Genomic DNA, 19,703 nt, shown 5'->3' with positions numbered 1-19,703 from the left:
CGCGGCCAGCGGCCGTCAGACCGTGTCGTCGAGAGGCGTTATACCGTGTCGTCGAGGTCGTGTTCGGCCGCCATCTTCGACGCCTCGGACGCGAACCGCTCAACCTCGTCTGCCGGACTCTCGCCCAGCGCGTTCTCTTCGACCTCCCGGCCGGCGGTGATCCCGTCGCCCGTGACGAGCCGCTGTTCGGCCAGCTCTTTCGTGTGCATCCGCTCGCCGTCCTCCGTGGCGTAGGTGAGCCGCACGAGTCCCTTCGAGTCGAACTGTCGGTCGACGAGCCAGACCGTGGTCATACGCGGCGATGGGTGCCTGCGACGCTTAAAAAGGACGGTCGCGCTGTGGGAAACTGACGGCAGAGATCGATTTCGGAGAGCGATCGCGGTGGCGCGTGCCGACGAACAGCCGTCAGGCTGTGAGTCGCACGCGCGAGGGAGTCGCTGGCGCCCGCGGCGCCAGCGACGAGGCTGGGGAGGCGTGAGGCTGCGGTCCCGCGAGCAACGCGAGCGGGAGCACGGAAGTCGCAGCCCGCGCAGCGAACGCAGTGAGCGAGCAGGACCGTCTTCCGGCGGTGCTGTGCGGTCGGGGTGGGACTCAAAGGGGCAGTCGCGAGGGCGACGCAGGCGTTCACGAGAGCAGAGCTCTCGTGAGCCAATCAGAACGCGAGGCGTTCTGATGACGACGTAAGCACTGGAAAGAGCGAGCACCGCGAGCGAGTGAAGCGCGCAGCGAGCGTGCGTCGCCCTCGTGGCTGGGGCTTTGGAGGAGGTCACTGCCGATCCGGTTTCGGAGTCGCTGGAATCTCACACCTCTCGTCGCCATGGCTTTGTACCGTCTCGTCTAACCAGGTGCTATGTACGTCGAGTTTGACCGCGACACCTGCGTCGGGATGTACCAGTGCGTCGCCGAGTGGGACGCCTTCGAGAAGAACCTGAACGACGGGAAGGCCGATTTGAACGGGAGCAGCGAGGAGAAGGAGGACCTGTTCGTCGTCGAGGTGCCCGACGGCGAGGAGTTCGACGCGAAGTTCGCGGCCCGGGTCTGCCCGGTCGACGCCATCGAGGTGTACGACGACGACGGCGAACAGGTGGTGTGAGCGGATCCGGTCGCTCGATTGGTTGCTTATAAATCAGAGCTGGTGTATCGACCCGGGCGAACGCCACCGAAGCCCCGGCCGGGAGGCGGGCGCACGCTCGTTGCGCTCCTCGCTCGCTCCGCTCGCTGCGGTGCTTACGTCGCCTGCGCCCGCCTCCCGTCCGCCCCTTCGATTCCCGCCCCGCACCGCACCTCACACCTCCCCAGCCTCGTCAGTCGCCTCCGCTTCGCTCCGGCGACTGACTCCCTCGCACGCGCTCCTCGCGCCCGACGGGCGCTCGGAGGCGCGCGCCATGGTGGACAGTTGAAGAAGCGCGTCGACTCCCGCCCGATTCTATTTATAAGTGTTCGGCAACATCCTCGGCGAAGTACGTGATGATGAGGTCCGCGCCCGCGCGTTTGAGCGCCGTGAGCGACTCCAGCGCGGTCGCCTCGAGCTCGAGCCACCCCTTCTCCGCGGCGGCGTGGAGCATCGCGTACTCGCCGGAGACGTTGTACGCGGCGATGGGCCGGTCGAACTCCCGCCGGAGATCACCCACGATGTCGAGGTACGGGAGCCCGGGTTTCACCATCAACACGTCGGCGCCCTGCTCGGCGTCGAGGCGGGCCTCGCGAAGCGCCTCGCGGCGGTTCGCCGGGTCCATCTGGTAGTGCCGGCGGTCGCCGAACGCGGGCGCGCCGTCGGCCGCGTCGCGGAAGGGGCCGTAGAAGGCGGACTCGTACTTCGCGGCGTAGCTCAGGATCGCGACGTCCTCGTGCCCTGCGGCGTCGAGCGCCTCGCGGATCGCTCCCACCTGCCCGTCACTCATCGCCGAGGGAGCGACCACGTCCGCGCCCGCCTCGGCCTGCGAGACCGCGGTGCGCGCGAGCAGGTCGAGCGTCTCGTCGTTCTTGACGGTGAGCGTCGGGTCCGACTCGGCGGTCTCCTCGATGACGCCGCAGTGGCCGTGGTCGGTGTACTCACAGAGGCAGACGTCGCCGATCACGGTGACGTCGGTCTCCGCGGAAATCCGCCGGATTGCGCGCTGGACGACGCCGTCGTCGGCGTACGCCCGGCTCCCGGACGCGTCCTTCGACTCGGGGACGCCGAAGAGGATCACGGCCTCGACGCCGGTCTCGCGGATCTCGGCGACGCGGTCGGTCGCCTCGTCGACCGGGACGCGCTCGTGGCCCGGCATCGTCTCGATGGGCACGCGCTCGTCGGTCGTCGCGTCGACGAAGACGGGCGCGACGAGGTCCGACGCGGAGAGGTCTGTCTCGGCGACGAGCGGGCGAACGCCGTCGGTCCGGAGGCGGCGAGGCCGGTCCGTGAGGTCCATACCGACGGGTTGGCCCCGCGCGGCCTTTTACCGTTCGTCTCGGTCGCGGCGCTTCGGCAGAAGGGGGCCGCCGCGACTACTCGGAGGACTCGATGTCGATCCGGTCGCGGAGCGCCGCGAGCTCGTCCGACTCGGCGAGCTCCTCGACGCGCTGTTTGAAGTGGGACTCGCAGAGCCCGACGACCACGCCGCCCTGCTCCGCCTCGTACGTGGCCTCCCGGTCGCAGTAGTGACACCGCATATACTCTACTCCGTCCGGCGCGGGCTTAATGCTGTTCGTCGGGGGCCGCACCGGGGGAGTCCGCGGCCGGGAACTCCTCGACCGAGACCGGTTCGGGCAGTCGTTCGCGGACGGGTTCGAACGCCGACGCCGTCAGGCCCGCGACCCCGAGCGTCCGCTCGTGCGCGTCCGTCCCGCCCGTCCTGAGTAGGTCGCTCTCGGCGGCGACGCGGTCGATCCGTGCGTCGTCGACGGGGCGGCCGTACGGGTAGAAGCGCTCGATCGCCCCGATCGAGGCCGACTCGCGGGCGACGTCGAGCGCCTCGTCGACGCGCTCGTACCGGAACGGGTGCGCGAGCCCGACGAGCGCGCAGGCGTCCGCGAGCAGGTCGATCCCCTCGTCGAGCGGCGTCACGTCACGCGCGACGTAGCAGGGGCCGTCGTTTCCGATCAGCTCGTCGAACGCCCCGGCATAGTCGTAGGGGGCGTCCGACTCGTCGATCGCTCGCGCGATGTGCGGCCGTCCCAGCCCGGCGCGCGGCTCCACGTCGAGGTCGACCCCGAGTCGCCCCTCGACCGCGTCGAGGATGGCGGCGCCGCGCTCGCGGCGGTCTCGCTGGAGGCGTTCGATCTCGGCGTCGAGCGCGTCGGTGTGTTCGACGCCGTAGCCGAGGAGGTCGAGGCGCTCGAAGCCGGCGTCGACGCGGAGCTCGATCCCCCGGACGATCCGGACGCCGTCGCGCTCGACGACCGGCGCGTCGAGCCCGGGGTGGATCCGGTCGTGGTCGGTGACGGCGACCCAGTCGACGCCCGCCTCGCGGGCGGCCGCGGGCACCTCCTCGAGCGCCAGCGTGCCGTCGGAGACGTCCGTGTGGGCGTGGAGGTCGGCGACGACCGGATCGCTGGAGTCGGGGGGATCGGCGGAATCGGAAGATTCAGCGGAGTCGGCGGAATCAGCGGGCATAGAGGCGAGTAATTGCGCCCGCCACTAAGCCGCGGTGGTTCCGGGAACCACCGGAGTGAGAGCGATATAAGGCGATATAAGGTATCCCCCCCGACTAAGGTCGTACATGGACAATCATTAAGAACCATCGGCGGTTTTCATCTGTTGATGCGCTTGAACGGCGTCGACGACCGACTCGAACGGCACCAGTACCCGACCACCTCTGAGGAGATCATCGCGGCTCACGGCAACGCGACCGTAGAGCTCGCGAACGGGTCCGAGCGGCTCGGCGACGTCTTAGAGCGGTTCGGCGACCAGACGTTCGAGGACGCGGACGACGTGTTCACCACGCTCCGGGCCGGCGTCTGTCACCGCGGCGTTGGTCGCCGGTTCTACTCGGACCGCGACCCGACCACCGACGCGGAAGACGGGCCCTCGCCGGTCTCGTTCTGACGCGCCGAACCGCACGGAGTCCGTACCCCTTTTTCGACCCTCGACCGCGGAGCGCCGCCGATACGTTGAGAACGAACGCGCGCACGTCGCCGGAGAGCCTCGCGGGCACCGTCGACGGCACCGTCGAGCCGCGAGGCTACGGGAGCCCGGCGACGACTTCGGAGAGGTCGATCGGGACCGACCCCTTCCGGTACCCCTCGATCGACCCGTCCGGCTCGGCGCGGTACACGACCGCGGGCTTGTGACGGACCGCGGGCTCGGCCGCGCGCACGGCGGCCCACTCGTCGGCGGGGAACGACGAGCAGTCGACGAACAGCGTGACGCCGCCGGCGTGGGCCGCAAGCTGGCCGCTCGTCTTCGTCTCGGCGGTGTCGCGGACGGCGGCGACCGGGTCGTTCGCGGAGCGCCCCGCCGTCGGCTGCGGGCGCGTCACCTCGACGAGGTGTCCGGCGCCCGTCTCGGGGTCCGTCGCGCGGTAGTCGAGCGAGTGGCCCGTCGTCACCTCGATCTCCGGGGTGACCTCGTACCCCGCGTCCGTGAGGATCCGGGCCGCGGTGAACTCGGCTATCGCCGCGCTCATCCGGACGAGATCGCGCGATGCGGAGGTGCCGAGCTTCCCAGCCATGACCTCGCGGTAGTCGTCGAGCGTCCCCGGCCGGAGCGTCTCCTCGACGAAGCCGGTCCCCGCCTCGCGGGTCGCGTCCGGGAACCCGGCCGCGTGGTCGCGGAAGAACGCCCGGCTCGTCTCCGCGCCGTCCTTCGAGCAGAACACGGGCAGGAAGTACCACGAGACGTGCGGGTAGTCGGCCAGCCACGGCTCGTCGTCGTGGAGCCCGGCGAGCAGCTCCCGCTGCGCCCACCGCGAGACCGGGTACGGCGCCTCGTCGAACCCGTACTTGTCCGTCCGCCAGAGCTCGCTCGGCGTCTCGGTGTTGCCCAGCCAGTACCCGACCGGGCCGCCGTCGGCGCCCGCCGGAGGGTCGGCGTCGTCGTCGGTCCAGCAGAACAGCGCGAACGACCCGTCCGCCATGTCGAACCGACGCGCCTCGTAGTCCGGCGGCGGCGCGAACCACGGGTCGCCGGCGGTCGCTCCGAGGTTCTCGTCGAGCGGGCGGCCGATCTGCGACCGGACGCGGTCCGCGGTCCAGCGGCCGGGCGAGCGCCTGAAGCGGAGCGGTTGTGCCACGTGCGTTCGGTATCACACCGCGGGGTTAATTCATTCCGGTGGACGGGACCGAACGTTCACGGTTTATGATACGTTTACCGACAGGTATATTACAGGAAACGGCCAAGTGTGGGTGTACCATGTCAATGGGTGCCTATGACGAGGCCGAACACGAGCGTCGCGAGAAGAAGACCAGCGAAGTCGACGCGGACTTCGACGCGGAGCGCCCCGAGTACTCCGGGTCACTGACCTACGACTCGGGCGACTCCGCGGAGGCACTCCTCGACAAGTTCGAAGAGCTCCAGGGGAAGTGACGCGGCCGCGGCGACGACGCGTCTTTTAATTCCGTTCTCGAACGCCGATAGCGGCAGCTCTTGTTCCCGATAGCAGCGGGTACGGTCCCGACGGCGACGGAGCCGAACGGAGCCGGAGGCTCACGTGAGCCAGATCGCGGCCGAACAGACGACCGCGACCGCGATCACGTGCCCGACCACCGCGCCGAGCAGCACGGGCTCCGTGAGCAGGAACGGGACGAGGGCGAGCTGGACGGCGGAGAAGCCGATGTTCTCGGCGTCGAGCCGCCTGACCGTCGCGCGCTCGTCGGGCGGGAGGTCGACGTGGACCGCGCGCCACAGCGCGACAACGGCGCTCCACCAGGAGGTACCGATGCGGTACGTGAGGTCCCAGAGGACGAGCAGGGTGAGGTAGACGACGGGGAGCGGCGGCTCCGGGCCGAACAGCCGGTCGATGAGCGTCGGCCCCGCGGCCGCGTCCCACGCGAAGAGGTACGTCACCAGCGCGATGAACGCCAGCACGCCCAACACGATCTCGATGCTCGACCCGAACAGCAGCCGCTTGTGTTCCGGCGGGGTCCCGAGCAGCCGGTTCTTCGCGCCCAGCCGGTGCATCTCGACGCTGCCGACCGCCGCGACGACGACCGCCACCGTCCCGGCCGCCACGGCGTCCCACGTCCCGTAGTACCAGCCGAGCCCCACCACGCCCACCTCGAAGATGGCGAACTGGAGCGCGACCGCAAGCGTCCGCGAGATCCCGAGGCCCGGAATGCCGCCGACGAGGCTCTCGTACACCCACGTCTCCCCGTACTCGCGGCTCACGACGAGACCCCGGGGAGCGCGCTCAGTCGGGATTCAGCCGCGTTCCGCGACTCGGTCAGCGCCCGCGCGACCGCGAGTTCGAAGGGGGTGCGCTCGACGGGGACGGTGTCGCGGATCCGGTCGTCCTCGACGATCACGGTGTTGCGGAGCCCCTCGACCAGCGAGCGGGCGAGGTAGGGGTTCACGTCGGTGACGAGTCGGAGCCACCGAGCGGACAGCTCGGGGCTCAACACCGGGACCCTGACGATACGGAGGCCGCCGCCGAGCTGCCGCCTAGTCCGGCGGAGGATCTCGGCGTAGGTCAACACCTCCGGACCGCCGATCTCGTACGTCTCGCCCGCTGTTTCGGGGACGTCGAGGACGCCCGCGAGGTAGGCGACCACGTCGGCTATCGCGATCGGCTGACACAGCGTGTCGACCCACTTCGGGGTGACCATCACCGGGAGCCGCCGCGCGAGGCCGGCGATCACTTCGAAGCTGGCGCTGCCGGCGCCGATGATGATAGCGGCCCGGAGCGTCGTGAGCGCCGGGTCGCCGTCGCCGAGGATCCGTTCGACCTCGCGCCGGGATCGGAGGTGTTCGGAGAGGTCGTCGCGGTCCTCGCCGAGCCCCCCGAGGTAGACGATCCGGTCGACTCCCGCGTCCGACGCGGCCGCGGCGAAGTTGGTCGCGCAGTTTCGGTCGCGCTCCTCGTACCCCGGGCCGCCGTCCATCGAGTGGACGAGGTAGTACGCGGCGTCGACCGTCTCGCCGTCGAGTTCGAACGCCGGCGGCAGCGTGTCGGGCTCCAAGAGGTCGCCCTCGACGACGGCGACGCCCTCGGGCGCGTCGTAGCCGTCGGCGTCGCGGACGAGCGCGACCACGTCGTGGCCGCGAGAACGGAGCGTCGGGACGAGCCGGCTCCCGACGAAGCCGGTCGCACCGGTGACGAGCACTCGCATACCGTCCCCACGGGCGGCGCGACCATAAGCCCCGGCCCGGACGGGTGCTCCTAGCCGGGGCTGCGGTCGTCACGAGCGCTGGAGGGAGGGCCGTCACGAGCGCTGGAGGGAGGGTCGCGGACCGATCGCTAGAAGTGCCCCCGGGTCCCTCGTCCGGTATGCGCGCTGGCGAGTTCGAACCGGTCCGCGGCGTCGAGGACCTGTACGTCCACGACACCGGCATGTTCGACACCGACGAGTACGGCGCCGTCTACGTGTACGACGCCGAGCGCCCGATCGTGATCGACACCGGGACGGGGGCGAACCGGGAGGCCCTCTTCGAGACGATCGAGGAGATCGGAATCTCCCGCGAGGAGCTCGCGTGGATCCTGCCGACCCACGCTCACCTCGACCACGCCGGGGGCGCGGGCTACCTCGCGGAGCGCTACCCGAACGCCGAGGTACGGGTCCCCGAGAAAGGAGTTCGGCACCTCGTCGATCCCGGAGCGCTCGTCGCCGGCACCAAGTCAGCGGTCGAGGAGCAGTGGGAGTACTACGCGGAGCCGGAGCCGATACCGGACGGCCGGATCGAGGGCGTCGCCGAGGGCGACCGGATCGACCTCGGCGACCGCGAGCTCGTCGTTCACGACGCGCCCGGCCACGCTCCCCACCACGCCGTTTACCACGACCCCGACGCAGACGTCGTGTTCGCCGCCGACGCCGCCGGCATCTACGTCCCCGAGATCGACGCCGTGACGCCGACCACGCCGCCGCCGCAGTTCGACTTCGAGCAGTGCCTCGACGACATCCGGCTGATCGAGGAGCTCGACCCCGACACGGTCTGTTTCGGCCACTTCGGCCCGCGCGACTGCGACGCGGACCTGATCGGCGAGGCGAAGCGGGCGTACGTCGAGTGGGTCGAGCGGGTCCGGCAGAAGCGCGCCGAGCTCGGCGACGACGAGGCGGTCGTCGAGCACTTCGAGGCGGCAAGCCGCGACATCGACTACTGGAACCCAGAGCGCGCCAAGGCGAACACGAGCCTGAACACGCGTGGCGTGTTGACGTACCTCGATCGCGTCGGCGACGAGGAGTGACTTGACGACGGGGAACTCGCCGGCGAGACGCGGCGGGGCGGCGGACCCGCCGAGAGAAACGCCCTAAACCCCGCCGCCCGTAGGCCCGCCTAGATGGGCATCTTCGACACGATCCGGGCCGTGCTCGGGACGAGCGCCGAGACCGACGCGACCCGCGAGGCGGACCCCGAGGACCTCTTCGGGATGTCGACCGCGTACATGACGATGGAGGCGGACCTCCGCTACGACCACTGCGGCGAGGCCGCGCTCTGCTTCTCCGGCATGGACAGCACCCGCTTCGACGAGGCGGTCGAAACCGTCGAGGCCATCCTCGAGGCCGGCGAGATCGACACCGGTACCGGCTTCCACCGCCACGAGGACGACCACGGCTACCAGTGGTTCGTCTTGGAGGACGACGACCCCGAGGACCTGGTGACGAGCGTCCACTTCGCGGCCGACCAGTTCATCGAGGAGGGGTTCGGCTCGCGGCTGCTCGCGGCCGTGTTCGGCTTCGAGAACGACGACGGGCCGGTCTACTGGATCTACTCGTTCCGGCGCGGCGCCTACTACCCGTTCGCGCCGCGGGGAACGAGCGACCGGAACCAGCGGATCGAGTTCAAGCTCCAGTCGGTCCTCGACGGCGAGCTCGGCTTGGAGGACGACGAGTCGTACTGGTACCCGCTGTGGCCCGACGCGCCCGGGAACCACCCGTGGGAGTAAATGAGAGTGACCCGCGAGCCGAGGGTGATCCGATGAGCGACGAGGCGGACCTCGATCGCGGGTCGGACGCGGTAGGTAGAAACGCTCCGAAGAAGCGCCTGCTCCGCGGCGTCGCCGCCCAGACGACGGCCGTCGCCGCGGCGGTCCACCTGCTGTGGGCGTGGCCGCGGCTCGGGTCGCCGCCGGACGCGCGTCCCTACTTCTTCCTCGCCGGGAGCGCGCTGGCGGTGGCGGTCGCCGTCGCGACGCTGCGGGCCGGCGAGTACCGGCGGCTGTACGCGCTCGGCGCGGGGACGCTCGCGGCGTTCCTCGGCGGGTTCCCCGCGTGGCACGGGACGGACGCGGCCGCGGCGCTCGCGGCGGAGCCGCTGGCCGTCGTGGCGGTGATCGTCGAGGTCGTCGGGGTCGGTTCCTTCCTCGCGCTGTACCGGCTCGCGCCCCCGACGAGCGTCGCCGTCGAGCGTCGACGAGAGGACGAACCGGACGAGAGGGGAGGGAGCGAAGCCGAGGAGGGGCCGTCGTGACCGACGCGTACCGGACGGTGGCCGAGCGCGTGACCGCCCGGTTCGAGGTCCAGGGCTCGGAGTTCCTCGGCCACGTCGCGCCCGTCGACACGGTCGAGGCGGCGGAGGCGTTCGTCGAGGAGGTCCGGGGCGAGTACGCCGACGCGACCCACAACGTGCCCGCGTACCGGGTGCCAGCGGGCGAGCCGTCCGAACGCGCCCCGAGCTCGGAGCCGATGCTCAGGGAGTACTCGTCGGACGACGGGGAGCCGACCGGCTCCGCTGGAAAGCCCGCGCTGAACGTCCTCCAGCAGCGCGAGGTCCGGAACGTCGCCGCGGTGGTGACGCGGTACTACGGCGGAACGAACCTCGGGGTCGGGGGGCTCGCGCGCGCTTACTCGCGCGCGGTGAAGGAAGGCGTCGACGCGGCCGGCGTGGTCGAGGAGCGCCCGCACCGCACTCTCGGCGTCGAGACCGAGTACGACGACTCGGGGACGGTGCGGGGCGTGATCGAGTCGACGGGCGTCGAGTTCGACGCGGACTACGGCGAACGGGTCCGGTTCGACCTCCGGGTGCCGGTCGAAGAGGTCGAGGCGCTCCGCGAGCGCCTCAACGACGCGACGAGCGGGCGGGTGGAGATAGAGCGCTGACGCGCTCGAACGGCACAGCCGCCGGCTCGACGGTCGAGCTACGAGAACTTGCGGACCGTCATGTCGAGGGTGTCGAGGTCGAGAATGGGGGCGTAGCCGGCGTCGGGGTCGATGTTGACGGACTTCTGGAAGTCGGTCTGGGCCTGCCAGCAGCCGGAGTTGACCGAGAGCACGTTGTGGTACTTCCCCCAGCCGAGCTTGTGGACGTGGCCGGTGTGGAACACGTCGGGCACGTCCTCGATGACGAGGTAGTCGCGCTCCTCGGGCGCGACGCGGGTGTGCCCGCCGAACTGCGGCGCGACGTGACGCTTCTTTAACAGCTGGTACATCGCCTTGTGCGGCTCGTCGTAGCTCGCCTTCTCCTCGGGCAGCTCCGCGATCACCTCGTCGAGCGAGACGCCGTGGTACATCAGCACTTCGACGCCCTCGACGGAGACGGTGGCCGGATTCGAAACGATCTGCGCGTCGTGGACGTCCAAAATCTCCCGGATCTCGTCGTTGAACCCGGGCTGCGGCTCGGCGAGCCGGACCGCGTCGTGGTTGCCCGGGATCATCACGACCTCGGTGTCCGCGGGCACCTCCTTGAGGTGTTCCGCGAAGGCCTCGTACTGCTCGTAGATGTCGACGATCTCCAGCTCCTCGTCTTGGTCGGGGTAGACGCCGACGCCCTCGACCATGTCGCCCGCGAGCAGCAGGTACTCCACGGGGTCGGCCTCGGGCGTGTGGAGCCAGTCGGTAAAGCTGTGCCACGCGTCGGCCATGAACTCGTCGCTGCCGACGTGGACGTCGGAGATCAGCGCGGCCTGGACGTGGCGGTCGGCCCCGCCGGGGCGGTGCGTGCGGGGGACGTCCGGGAAGTGGAGCGAGTCCGCGAAGAGGATGCCGGCGTCGTCAGCGAGCGTCCCCTCGACGGCGACACACTCGTCCATCAGTATCTCGTCGACGACGTCGGCGAGGCCCTTGTCCTTCATCACCAAGGCGGGGAACGTCCCGGTGGTGTCCTCTAACTCGATCAGCCAGTGGCCGGACTTGGTGGAGCGGACGTCGTTGACGAGGCCGATCATCGCGGCGTCGCTCCCGCCGGGCATGTCAGCGATCGCCTCGGCCGGCCGGTGGTTGACGCGTCCGCGGAGAATCTTCGAGAGCCGTTCGTAGCGGTCGCGGAACGTCGTGACGAAGTCGGTGTACTCGCCGGTCCCGGTGCTGCGACCGGTCATGTCGTTGCCGACCTCCAACTCGCGCAGGTCAGAGCCTCGAGCGCGGTCACCGTCGGCAGACGAGGCGTTGGCCGTCCCGGAGTCGGCAGGTGGGGATCCGGCTGTCGTGGAGTCGGCGATTGCGGAATCTGCTGTCGTGGAGTCGATAGCGTCGGTCGTCGCGGCGCCGGAGACCGCCTTGGTCCCTCCGGCCCCGGTGTCCCCAGACCCCTCCGTTTCGACTGGAGATTGTCCGGGTTCGTCCGGGGAGGCGGCGGATTCGTCGGTGTCGGCGATCGCCTCGCGGACGTGGTCCGCGGTGATCCGGAGGGCGTCGTCGGGGGCGCAGTCGACGGCGGCCGCGACGGCGGCGGCCGGGTCCGTCGCGCCCGCGAGCAGGGTGACCGCCTCGCGCTCGGCGTTGTAGCCGCGCTCCGCGAGGGCTTTGGCGATCCGCGCGTTCGACTCCAGCGGCACGATACCCGAAAAGAGGGTCTCGGGCAAAACCGTTCCGGAGCGGTTGGATGGGGCCGGCGGCCGGACTCGGGGGACGAGGCCGAAGTCCCGTCACCCGGAAGCTTATGAACGGAACCCCCCAAAGGCGACGTAATGGATGAATCGGATCGGCCGACGGATACGGACGGGTCGGCCGATCGAGACGAGCGGAACGAACGCGAATCTTCGGGTCCTCCAGACGGGTCGAAGGGAGCAGATACCGATGCGTCAGCTGAGGAGCTTCCTGCGGAGTCGGCTGAGGAGGTTCCTGCGGAGTCGAATGAGGAGGTTCCTGCGGAGTCGGATGAAGAGATTTCTGCGGAGTCGGACAGCGACGCTCCTGATGGGTCGAGCGATGACACCTCCGACAGCGAAAGCGAGGTCGGTCCGCGACCTGAGTCGGAGCACTCGGACGAATCCGGCGCTGCGAACGAGGACCGTCGTGGACCGGAATCAGCGGAGGAATTCCCGTCCGCAGTGGAGAACCCGACGACGGCGGACGCTCGGTCCCGTGCCGGCGACGGTCGCGCCGACGCCGAGGGAGAAACCACAGAAAAAGGAGACGCGGTCGGCGAAGGGTGGTCGGAGGCGCCGGGGGCGGCGCAGTCCGGCAGCGACGAGTCGCTGTGGTACCGGTTTCGCCACGACCGGGACGGCGCGCTGATGTGGATCCGGGAGATGCTGACGAGCGTCGCCGTCGTCCTCCTGATCGGCCTGCTGCTGTTCGGCGTCAGCGGCGTGTGGCCGCCCATGGTCGCCGTCGAGTCGGGGAGCATGGAGCCGAACATGCAGGTCGGCGACCTCGTGTTCGTCACCGAGCCCGGACAGTTCGCTCCGGACGCGGCCGAAAACGGCATCGGTGTCGTTACTCACGAGGTGGGCCAAGCGGTCGACTACCGGTCGTTCGGGTCCTACGGCTCGGTCGTGATATACACGCCCCCGGGGCGGACCGGATCGCCGATCATCCACCGGGCCATGTTTCACGTTACCGAGGGCGAGAACTGGTACGACCGCGCCGACGAGGAGTATCACAACGCCGTCGACTGCGAATCGCTCGCCAACTGCCCGGCGCCCCACGACGGATACGTCACGCTTGGAGACAACAACGGGGCCTACGACCAAGCCAGCGGGCTCTCGCCCCCGGTCAGAGCCGAATGGGTGAACGGGGTGGCGCGTGTCCGCGTCCCGTACCTCGGATACATTCGCCTGATCGCGACGGGGCAAGTGGAGCTGAACGAGGCGATATCGGGGGCGATTGGGAGCGCCCTTCCGACGGCGAGTCCGGCACCCGGTGCGTCCGCTCCGGCGGCGTGATGCGCGACTCGCCGGCGCGGCGTCAGTTGTCGAACCGCGCCTGGACGAACGGCTGTGCGTTCTCGATATCGCCGAGCCGCGAGTCCGAGAGAAGGACCGCCTCGGTCTCCTCGACCGGCACGGAGAGGCCCATCTCCTTCGTTCGGCCGTAGCGGCCCTTCGAGACGACGACGGCGTTGACGATCCCCAGCATGTCGAGCTCGCTGATGAGGTCTGTGACGCGCCGCTGGGTTAAGACGTCGGCGTCGATCTCCTCGCAGAGGCGCTTGTAGATGTTGAACACCTCGCCGGTGTTGATGTTGTGGACGCCGTTCTTTTCGAGGAGGATGACCGCGAACAGCACGATCTTGCTCTGGGTGGGGAGGGTGCGGACGACCTCGACGACGCGGTCGAGTTCGATCTTGTCTTGGGCCTGTCGGACGTGTTTCTCCGCAACGATCTCCGCCTGCGAGCGCTCGGCGAGTTCGCCGGCGGTGCGGAGGAGGTCGAGCGCGCGGCGCGCGTCGCCGTGTTCCTGTGCGGCGAAGGCGGCGCAGAGCGGGATCACGTCGTCGGTGAGCGCGTCGGGCTTGAACGCGGTGTCGGCGCGGTGCTGGAGGATGTCGCGGAGCTGGTTGGCGTCGTACGGCGGGAAGACGATCTCCTCCTCGCCGAGGCTCGACTTCACGCGGGGGTCGAGGAAGTCGGTGAACTTCAGGTCGTTCGAGATCCCCATGATCGAGATGCGCGAGCGGTCGAGCTCGGAGTTCATCCGGGAGAGGTTATAGAGGGTGTCGTCGCCGCTCTTCTCGACGAGCTTGTCGATCTCGTCGAGCATGATCACGACCACGCGCTCGTGGTAGTCGACCGCCTCGAAGAACGTCGAGTAGACGCGGTCGGTGGGCCACCCCGTCATCGGCACCTCCTCCATCTCGTCGGCGTCGTCCTCCAGCGACTCGATGCGGTCGTCGAGCTCGTCGACGGATTGGAACTCGGTCTCGGCGAGGGCGGCGGCGGCGTCGCGGCCGGCCGCTTCTGCGGCGGCGGTCGCGTCCTCGCGGAGGGCTTCGAGGCGCTCCAGACGGTCCGCGATCACCGCCTGGTTCTCCTCGATGAACGTGTTCGCGAGCTGGGCGAGGACGCGGTACTGGGTGTCGGTCACCTCGCAGTTGATGTACTCGACCTCGCAGGGGACGTCGTACTTCTGGGAAGTGGACTCGAGCTCCTGCGAGACGAACTTCGCCGAGGCGGTCTTCCCCGTCCCCGTCTTCCCGTAGATGAGGATGTTCGAGGGGGTCTCGCCGCGGAGCGCGGAGACGAGGATCGTCGCCATCCGGTTGATCTGGTCGTTGCGGTGGGGGAGCTCGTGCGGGGTGTAGGAGGGGCGGAGGACCTCCTTGTTCTCGAAGATCGGCTCGCCCGAGAGGAGGTCGTCGAACAGGCCCTGGTTGTCCTCGTCGTCATCGAGGACGACGCCGTCGAAGTCGACGTCGGGCGACGAGCGGTCGCGGCCGCCGTTGTCGAGCCCCGCCGTTTCGGGTCGAGCGCCCGTCGGACGGGACGCGGTGTCGGAATCCGGTTCGACGGAGTCGGTACTCGGTTCGACGGGGTCCGTACTCGATTCGAGGGGGCTCGTCTCCGAGGTCCCGAGGTTCGTATCGGCGTCGAGGTCACCGTCAGGGTCGGTCTCGATCGGGACGTCGGGGTCGAATCCGTTGATGTCGGTGTCGTCAGCTTCGGAACTCTCGACCACGGAGGCCTCAGGTTCGGAGGCTTCGGTATCGGAGTCCTCGCCCCCGGAGTCCTCGCCCTCGGAGCCCTCGCTGTTAGAGCGGTCAGTCTCGGAACCCTCGGAGTCGCTGCTATGGTCCGGTTCGTCGCCGTCGTCCGGGTCGATACCGCCGTCGGCCCGCGGTGTGTGATCGCCTTCGTCCATGTGAACCCCTCTGTTTCAGGTGGAGACGGTCGCGTAAGTCGCTTCAGACGCCGTCTCCGGTCGGAAATACGGATTCGTGGTCGGATCCGTGGGCGACCACGTCCAGTTGATACACTCGAACCAGATGAAGAGACGGTACAAAAGTGTTCCTCTCTGGAGTTGAAACGTCCCTCTCGTATGGGGTGACGGGTCATCACCATGGTGGGTTGCGTCGAAAGATGAGACAATTAGACCTGTCGAAACGCGGAGTAGATATCGATAGCAACCAGAAAACGGCGTGACTTTCCTCGATAATTCGCCGCTATTCCGGTTTGAAGTCGCCTTTAAGGCCAATTTGTGATTCTCGTGGTGTCGTCTCAATAATCCATAACTAGCCTGTTAGTTCAAGTCCCCGCCTCCGTCTCGTCGGTTTTCTCTCGTGGTTCCTCGCTCCGCCAGGTCGATGTAATCGGGTGGACCCCCACACCCCTTTGTTTCGTGTGGAACGGTGAACGGGTGGGGGAGAGGGTGGTGAGGCTGTACTTATATACCGGTGGTTTTAATACACTATTCATACAACAGTACCCTCGACAATCCCTCACAGATTATATTTGTTGTTATAGTATTATTTTATCAGAGAACGTTTGTAGAATAATCTCTCGGCATCCAAACCGTCCACCACCATCCACCAACCACCCCACCGCACTCCGTGGTTCCACCCGAAACGAAGGGGTGGGGGGCTCCCGATCGACACTCGGTAGAGTGTAACCGCCCCGGCCGATGGTCCTGAACCAACAACCGGTCCGTATCGATACGGGCCTGACTAACGAGTATCACGGTCGACGCCGATAGTTTTACCACCCGGTAAACAAACCGTACACACATCCATGAGACGACTCCCCACGCAGGACGAGGTGGTCCGATGAACGCCACCGACGACACGGGAACTGATGAGTCCGGGATCGGCGGGAGGATCCTGGACGGGGTCACCGTCCTCGACCTCTCGACGTTCGTCACCGGCGGCTTCTGCTCGGCGATGCTGGCGAACCAGGGCGCCGAGGTCGTCAAGATCGAACAGCCCGGCTACGGCGACGCCGTCCGCCACTCCGGGCCGCCGTTCATCAAGGGCGAGTCCCCGTATTACTGGACGCTGAGCTACGGGAAGAAGAGCCTCGAGCTCGACTTGAAAAACGACGACGCGAAAGAGGCGTTATACGAGCTCGTCGAGGAGGCGGACATCTTCATCCAGAACTTCCGGCCGGGGACCGCGGAGCGGCTTGACGTCGACTACGACACGCTCACCGACCACAACGAGGACCTGATCTATCTCGCGATCTCGGCGTTCGGACAGACCGGGCCGTGGCGCGAGCGCTCCGGCTACGACCTCCTCATCCAGGGGATGAGTGGAATCATGAGCGTCACCGGCGAGGCGGACCGCCAACCGGCGAAGGTCGGCCTGCCGATGACGGACCTGATCACGGCGATGTGGGCCGCCTTCGGGGCGACGACGGCACTCTACCGCAGAGAGCGCACCGGTGAGGGCGAGTATATCGACCTCGGCATGCTCGAGGCCACCCTGCCGTGGCTCACCAAGCAGGCCGGAATGGTGTTCGCGGGCGAGGAGACAAAGCGCATGGGGACGAAAGACCCCGTCCTCGCCCCGTACCAGACGTTCGAGACGAAAGACGGGTTCATCAACATCTGTATCCTCAACGAGAAGCTCTGGGGCGAGCTCTGCGAGGCGCTCGACCGGCCGGACCTCCCCGCGGACGACCGCTTCGAGATGAACGCGGACCGCGTGGAGCACCTCGACGAGCTCGAAGCCGAGATCGAGGCCACCCTCGCAGACAAGACGACCGACGAGTGGATCGAGGTCATCGCCGAGGACGCCGGCGTCCCCGCCGGGCCGGTGTACAGCGTCGAGGAGGCCCTCGACAGCCCGCAGATCGAGGCCCGCGGCACCATCACCGAGATCGAACACCCCGAACTCGGCGAGGTGCCCGTGATCGAACACCCGCTGAAGTTCCGCAACGCCGAGAGCGGCTTCGAGCTCCCGCCGCCGCTGCTCGGCGAACACAACCGTGAGGTGTTCCGCGAGCACGGCTACTCGGAGGCCGAGATCGACCGCCTCTCGGAGCTGGGCGTGTTCGGCGATGAGGGCGACGCCGACGACACGACCGCCGACGGGAATGACGACTGAAGTCCGCGTCGGCGGCGTCGGCATGACTCCGTTCGAGAGCGACTCCGGCCGGTCGCTCGTCGACCTCGCCGCCGCGGCCGCCGAGGAGGCCCTCGCGGACGCCGCAGTCGATCCTGCGGCCGTCGACGCGCTCCACTTCGGCAACGCCCTCGCCGAGGCGCTCGACGATAGCGCGGGGCTCGCGAACGCGCTGGCGGCCGCTCTCGGCCTCGACGGCGCGTCCGCGGACCGGATCGAGAACACGAGCGCGACCGGCGCGAGCGCGTTTCACCGCGGCGTCGAGGGCATCGGGAGCCGCGCCGCGGGAGGCGCCGGGAGCGACCGCACCGACGTCGCGCTCGTCGTCGGCGCCGAGAAGATGTCGGCGGGCGACACGCGGAGCGTCACCGAGGCGATCAGCCGGCTCGTCCACCGGCGCGAGTACGCGCAGGGGATCACCCTCCCCTCCTTCGGCGGGCTCGCCGCGGGCGCCTACCTCGACCGCCACGACGCGCCCCGCGAGGCGCTCGCCGCGGTCGCCGCGAAGAACCACGGGAACGCGGTCGACAACCCCGTCGCGCAGTTCCGCAAGCCGGTCGACGTCGAGGACGCGCTCGACTCCCCGATCGTCGCCGCGCCGCTCCGACTGTACGACTGCTGTCCGATGTCCGACGGCGCCGCGGCGGTCGTCCTGACGCGGACAGACGGGGGTGAGCCCGCCACGGACCGCGGGACCGAAGCCGCTCCCGCCCCGCGCGTCGCAGGTATCGCGAGCGCGACGGGCACCCACGCCGTCGCCGAGCGTCCGGACCCCCTCTCTATCGACTCCGTCCGGACCGCGGGCGAGCGCGTCTTCGACCGCGCCGGGATCCGCCCGGACGACGTCGACGTCGCCTGTATCCACGACGCGTTCACGGTCCTCGAACTGATCGAACTCGAAGAGCTGGGGTTCTACGAGCCCGGAACCGCGTGGGAGGCGACGCTCGACGGCGACACCGCGCTCGACGGCGACCTCCCGGTCAACCCCGGCGGCGGGCTCAAGGCCCGCGGCCACCCGCTCGGCGCGACCGGACTCTCGCAGATCGTCGAGCTCGTGTGGCAGCTGCGCGGCGACCTCCCTGCGGACCGCCGCGTCGACGGCGCGGAGACGGGTTTCGCGATCAACGTCGCCGGGTTCGGCAACAACAGCGTCTGTACGGTGTTGCGCGCGTGACGGGTCCGAAGGGAGAGACATCTGAGGACCGCGATCTCCCCGCGGACCGCGCCTTCGCCTGCCCTGACTGCGATCGACGCTGGTACTACGACCGGCGCCGCTGCCCGGACTGCGGCCGCTCGTCGGCGGACGCCGCGACGGTTCGACTCGAAACCGGGGCGGTCGTCGCGACGTCGACGGTCGAGACTACGCCGCCGGACGTCCGCGCCCCGAACCACCTCGCGCTGGTCCGGTTCGACGAGGTTCAACTGATCGCGCAGGCGGCCGACGGCGAGCTGTCTCCCGGCGATCGCGTTCGATTCGACGGCTCCCATCGGCTTCGCGACGGGCGCGAGCGGACCGACCCGCGGCTCGTCGCGATTGACGAGCCGTAACGATCGTAAAAACGCCGCCGTGACTCCTGATTCAACTGGTTCCGACCGTTTCAGACCTACTCCGTCCGTTCGAGCGACTCGAAGATGAACTCGTCCATCGCCTTCCGAGCCTCCTCGGGCGCGTCCTCGTGACCGAGCGAGATCCGGCGCCCGCGGGCGGCGTGGATGACGTCGGTCACCAGCTGGCCCATGCGCTCCGCGTCGACGTCGCGGAAGACGCCCTCCTCGATCCCCTCCTCGACGACCTCGACGATGCTGCCGCGGATGCGCTCGTAGTGGTCGTTGAACAGCTCGCGGTGTTCGCCGTCGTTTTGCGCGTGCGTGTACAGCTCGTGGTACACCTTCATCCGGTCCCAGTGGCTGAACTCCTCGAACTCGGGGCCGAACAGGCACTGGTCGACGCGGGCGCGAAGCTCGGTCCGCGGGTCCGCGTCGCCCTCGACGACCACGCTCCCCTCGTACTGGTCGATGATGTGTTCGAGGAACGAGGATATGAGGTCGTACTTCCCGTCGAAGTGGTAGTGGATCACCTGCCGCGTGAGGTCCATCTCCTCGCCGATGTCGCGCATCCGAAGGTCCTTGTACCCGTGCTTGCTCAGCGCGCGGAACGTCGCCTCCATGATCACCTCCTTCGTGTTCTTGGAGGACACCGTCTCGTCGCCTGTGTCGGCGTCGCCCGTGTTGGCGTCGCCTGTGTCGGCATCGCCCGTGTTGGGGTCGCCGGTGTCGGCGTCGTCGGTCGGGGACTCGGCGGGTTCGCTCGCCGATCCGCCGTGTAATTCGCTCATACCCACACTCTACGTGTGAGGTACATAATACGATTGCTCCTCCTCCTTCTCCCCATACTCCGATCCGCTCTCATTTA

21 protein-coding genes are annotated in these 19,703 nt (G+C 68.6%); 11 read left to right on the top strand and 10 right to left on the bottom strand.

Going from position 1 to position 19,703, the window contains the following annotated elements; translation table 11 throughout:
• Window positions 1-38: 38 nt before the first annotated feature.
• Window positions 39-293 (bottom strand): hypothetical protein, encoded by a 255-nt coding sequence (locus F3H13_RS11415; RefSeq protein WP_149799153.1) that lies wholly within the window; start codon window positions 291-293, stop codon window positions 39-41.
• Between the two features lie 557 nt (window positions 294-850).
• Here F3H13_RS11415 and F3H13_RS11410 point away from each other — a divergent pair.
• The gene (locus tag F3H13_RS11410) at window positions 851-1,093 is read left to right on the top strand and encodes a ferredoxin (RefSeq protein ID WP_149799152.1); all 243 of its coding nucleotides are present in this window, start codon (window positions 851-853) and stop codon (window positions 1,091-1,093) included.
• Window positions 1,094-1,430: 337 nt separating this feature from the next.
• Here F3H13_RS11410 and hemB read toward each other — a convergent pair whose 3' ends face one another.
• The 3 genes from hemB to F3H13_RS11400 form a co-directional block, all read right to left on the bottom strand.
• Window positions 1,431-2,411: a porphobilinogen synthase gene (gene hemB / locus F3H13_RS11405; protein ID WP_149799151.1), complete on the bottom strand. Its 981-nt coding sequence runs from the start codon at window positions 2,409-2,411 to the stop codon at window positions 1,431-1,433.
• 76 nt (window positions 2,412-2,487) lie between these two features.
• Window positions 2,488-2,652 carry a DUF6757 family protein gene (locus F3H13_RS16240; protein WP_172863944.1) on the bottom strand — a complete coding sequence of 55 codons (165 nt, stop codon included), beginning with the start codon at window positions 2,650-2,652 and terminating at the stop codon, window positions 2,488-2,490.
• A gap of 25 nt (window positions 2,653-2,677) precedes the next feature.
• A complete protein-coding gene (locus F3H13_RS11400; protein WP_149799150.1) occupies window positions 2,678-3,595 on the bottom strand; it encodes a PHP domain-containing protein in 918 nt (305 codons plus the stop codon).
• Between the two features lie 147 nt (window positions 3,596-3,742).
• Between F3H13_RS11400 and F3H13_RS11395 the strand changes: the two genes are divergently transcribed.
• A complete protein-coding gene (locus tag F3H13_RS11395; protein ID WP_149799149.1) occupies window positions 3,743-4,027 on the top strand; it encodes a DUF5789 family protein in 285 nt (94 codons plus the stop codon).
• Window positions 4,028-4,163: 136 nt separating this feature from the next.
• On the opposite strand, the gene F3H13_RS11390 is transcribed toward F3H13_RS11395, so the two are convergent.
• Window positions 4,164-5,213 carry a DUF5784 family protein gene (locus F3H13_RS11390; RefSeq protein WP_149799148.1) on the bottom strand — a complete coding sequence of 350 codons (1,050 nt, stop codon included), beginning with the start codon at window positions 5,211-5,213 and terminating at the stop codon, window positions 4,164-4,166.
• Between the two features lie 125 nt (window positions 5,214-5,338).
• Between F3H13_RS11390 and F3H13_RS16235 the strand changes: the two genes are divergently transcribed.
• A complete protein-coding gene (locus F3H13_RS16235) occupies window positions 5,339-5,506 on the top strand; it encodes a DUF5786 family protein (protein ID WP_223174415.1) in 168 nt (55 codons plus the stop codon).
• Window positions 5,507-5,626: 120 nt separating this feature from the next.
• Here F3H13_RS16235 and F3H13_RS11385 read toward each other — a convergent pair whose 3' ends face one another.
• Both F3H13_RS11385 and F3H13_RS11380 read right to left on the bottom strand, forming a co-directional pair.
• On the bottom strand, window positions 5,627-6,307 hold the full coding sequence (locus F3H13_RS11385; RefSeq protein ID WP_149799147.1) for a DUF7530 family protein: 681 nt from the start codon (window positions 6,305-6,307) through the stop codon (window positions 5,627-5,629).
• Window positions 6,304-7,248 (bottom strand): NAD(P)H-binding protein, encoded by a 945-nt coding sequence (locus F3H13_RS11380; RefSeq protein ID WP_149799146.1) that lies wholly within the window; start codon window positions 7,246-7,248, stop codon window positions 6,304-6,306. The genes F3H13_RS11385 and F3H13_RS11380 overlap by 4 nt, the downstream gene beginning before the upstream one ends.
• 158 nt (window positions 7,249-7,406) lie before the next feature.
• Here F3H13_RS11380 and F3H13_RS11375 point away from each other — a divergent pair, with 158 nt between their 5' ends.
• The 4 genes from F3H13_RS11375 (at window position 7,407) to F3H13_RS11360 (ending at window position 10,173) form a co-directional block, all read left to right on the top strand.
• A complete protein-coding gene (locus tag F3H13_RS11375; RefSeq protein WP_149799145.1) occupies window positions 7,407-8,321 on the top strand; it encodes an MBL fold metallo-hydrolase in 915 nt (304 codons plus the stop codon).
• Window positions 8,322-8,414: 93 nt separating this feature from the next.
• Window positions 8,415-9,020, top strand: coding sequence for a PspA-associated protein PspAB (gene pspAB / locus F3H13_RS11370; RefSeq protein WP_149799144.1), 606 nt, complete (start codon window positions 8,415-8,417; stop codon window positions 9,018-9,020).
• Window positions 9,021-9,052: 32 nt separating this feature from the next.
• Complete coding sequence (locus tag F3H13_RS11365) at window positions 9,053-9,544, top strand: hypothetical protein (protein WP_149799143.1); 492 nt, start codon at window positions 9,053-9,055, stop codon at window positions 9,542-9,544.
• The gene (locus F3H13_RS11360) at window positions 9,541-10,173 is read left to right on the top strand and encodes an IMPACT family protein (RefSeq protein WP_149799142.1); all 633 of its coding nucleotides are present in this window, start codon (window positions 9,541-9,543) and stop codon (window positions 10,171-10,173) included. The genes F3H13_RS11365 and F3H13_RS11360 overlap by 4 nt, the downstream gene beginning before the upstream one ends.
• Window positions 10,174-10,211: 38 nt before the next feature.
• Here F3H13_RS11360 and F3H13_RS11355 read toward each other — a convergent pair whose 3' ends face one another.
• Entirely contained in the window at window positions 10,212-11,846 is a 1,635-nt protein-coding gene (locus F3H13_RS11355) for a DNA-directed DNA polymerase II small subunit (protein ID WP_149799141.1), read from the bottom strand.
• Between the two features lie 132 nt (window positions 11,847-11,978).
• Here F3H13_RS11355 and F3H13_RS11350 point away from each other — a divergent pair, with 132 nt between their 5' ends.
• Window positions 11,979-13,178, top strand: a complete 1,200-nt coding sequence (locus F3H13_RS11350; protein ID WP_149799140.1) for a S24/S26 family peptidase — start codon at window positions 11,979-11,981, stop codon at window positions 13,176-13,178.
• Between the two features lie 22 nt (window positions 13,179-13,200).
• Here the strand turns inward: F3H13_RS11350 and F3H13_RS11345 are convergent, their stop codons facing one another.
• Window positions 13,201-15,093, bottom strand: a complete 1,893-nt coding sequence (locus F3H13_RS11345) for a Cdc6/Cdc18 family protein (protein ID WP_149799139.1) — start codon at window positions 15,091-15,093, stop codon at window positions 13,201-13,203.
• Between the two features lie 901 nt (window positions 15,094-15,994).
• Between F3H13_RS11345 and F3H13_RS11340 the strand changes: the two genes are divergently transcribed.
• From F3H13_RS11340 to F3H13_RS11330, 3 genes are read left to right on the top strand one after another with little or no spacing between them, the layout of a single operon-like run.
• A complete protein-coding gene (locus tag F3H13_RS11340) occupies window positions 15,995-17,272 on the top strand; it encodes a CaiB/BaiF CoA transferase family protein (RefSeq protein ID WP_149799138.1) in 1,278 nt (425 codons plus the stop codon).
• Window positions 17,262-18,464 carry a thiolase C-terminal domain-containing protein gene (locus F3H13_RS11335; protein WP_149799137.1) on the top strand — a complete coding sequence of 401 codons (1,203 nt, stop codon included), beginning with the start codon at window positions 17,262-17,264 and terminating at the stop codon, window positions 18,462-18,464. The genes F3H13_RS11340 and F3H13_RS11335 overlap by 11 nt, the downstream gene beginning before the upstream one ends.
• The gene (locus F3H13_RS11330) at window positions 18,461-18,838 is read left to right on the top strand and encodes a PhlB family protein (protein WP_149799136.1); all 378 of its coding nucleotides are present in this window, start codon (window positions 18,461-18,463) and stop codon (window positions 18,836-18,838) included. Before F3H13_RS11335 ends, F3H13_RS11330 begins: the two co-directional genes overlap by 4 nt.
• 56 nt (window positions 18,839-18,894) lie before the next feature.
• On the opposite strand, the gene F3H13_RS11325 is transcribed toward F3H13_RS11330, so the two are convergent.
• Window positions 18,895-19,626, bottom strand: coding sequence for a TetR family transcriptional regulator (locus F3H13_RS11325; RefSeq protein ID WP_149799135.1), 732 nt, complete (start codon window positions 19,624-19,626; stop codon window positions 18,895-18,897).
• Window positions 19,627-19,703: the final 77 nt, after the last annotated feature.

It is taken from the genome of Halorubrum xinjiangense (assembly GCF_900102375.1).
Classification (GTDB): Archaea; Halobacteriota; Halobacteria; order Halobacteriales; family Haloferacaceae; genus Halorubrum; species Halorubrum xinjiangense.
This window is presented reverse-complemented; position numbering and strand designations above follow the sequence as displayed.

Bases quoted from the DNA above. Each gene is read 5' to 3' on its own strand.
- F3H13_RS11345 (WP_149799139.1), bottom strand. From the start codon at position 15,093: ATGGACGAAGGCGATCACACACCGCGGGCCGACGGCGGTATCGACCCG.
- F3H13_RS16240 (WP_172863944.1), bottom strand. From the start codon at position 2,652: ATGCGGTGTCACTACTGCGACCGGGAGGCCACGTACGAGGCGGAGCAG.
- hemB (WP_149799151.1), bottom strand. From the start codon at position 2,411: ATGGACCTCACGGACCGGCCTCGCCGCCTCCGGACCGACGGCGTTCGC.
- F3H13_RS11410 (WP_149799152.1), top strand. From the start codon at position 851: ATGTACGTCGAGTTTGACCGCGACACCTGCGTCGGGATGTACCAGTGC.
- F3H13_RS11335 (WP_149799137.1), top strand. From the start codon at position 17,262: ATGACGACTGAAGTCCGCGTCGGCGGCGTCGGCATGACTCCGTTCGAG.
- F3H13_RS11400 (WP_149799150.1), bottom strand. From the start codon at position 3,595: ATGCCCGCTGATTCCGCCGACTCCGCTGAATCTTCCGATTCCGCCGAT.
- F3H13_RS11375 (WP_149799145.1), top strand. From the start codon at position 7,407: ATGCGCGCTGGCGAGTTCGAACCGGTCCGCGGCGTCGAGGACCTGTAC.
- F3H13_RS11340 (WP_149799138.1), top strand. From the start codon at position 15,995: ATGAACGCCACCGACGACACGGGAACTGATGAGTCCGGGATCGGCGGG.
- F3H13_RS11365 (WP_149799143.1), top strand. From the start codon at position 9,053: ATGAGCGACGAGGCGGACCTCGATCGCGGGTCGGACGCGGTAGGTAGA.
- pspAB (WP_149799144.1), top strand. From the start codon at position 8,415: ATGGGCATCTTCGACACGATCCGGGCCGTGCTCGGGACGAGCGCCGAG.
- F3H13_RS11380 (WP_149799146.1), bottom strand. From the start codon at position 7,248: ATGCGAGTGCTCGTCACCGGTGCGACCGGCTTCGTCGGGAGCCGGCTC.
- F3H13_RS11415 (WP_149799153.1), bottom strand. From the start codon at position 293: ATGACCACGGTCTGGCTCGTCGACCGACAGTTCGACTCGAAGGGACTC.
- F3H13_RS11325 (WP_149799135.1), bottom strand. From the start codon at position 19,626: ATGAGCGAATTACACGGCGGATCGGCGAGCGAACCCGCCGAGTCCCCG.
- F3H13_RS11395 (WP_149799149.1), top strand. From the start codon at position 3,743: ATGCGCTTGAACGGCGTCGACGACCGACTCGAACGGCACCAGTACCCG.
- F3H13_RS16235 (WP_223174415.1), top strand. From the start codon at position 5,339: ATGGGTGCCTATGACGAGGCCGAACACGAGCGTCGCGAGAAGAAGACC.
- F3H13_RS11350 (WP_149799140.1), top strand. From the start codon at position 11,979: ATGGATGAATCGGATCGGCCGACGGATACGGACGGGTCGGCCGATCGA.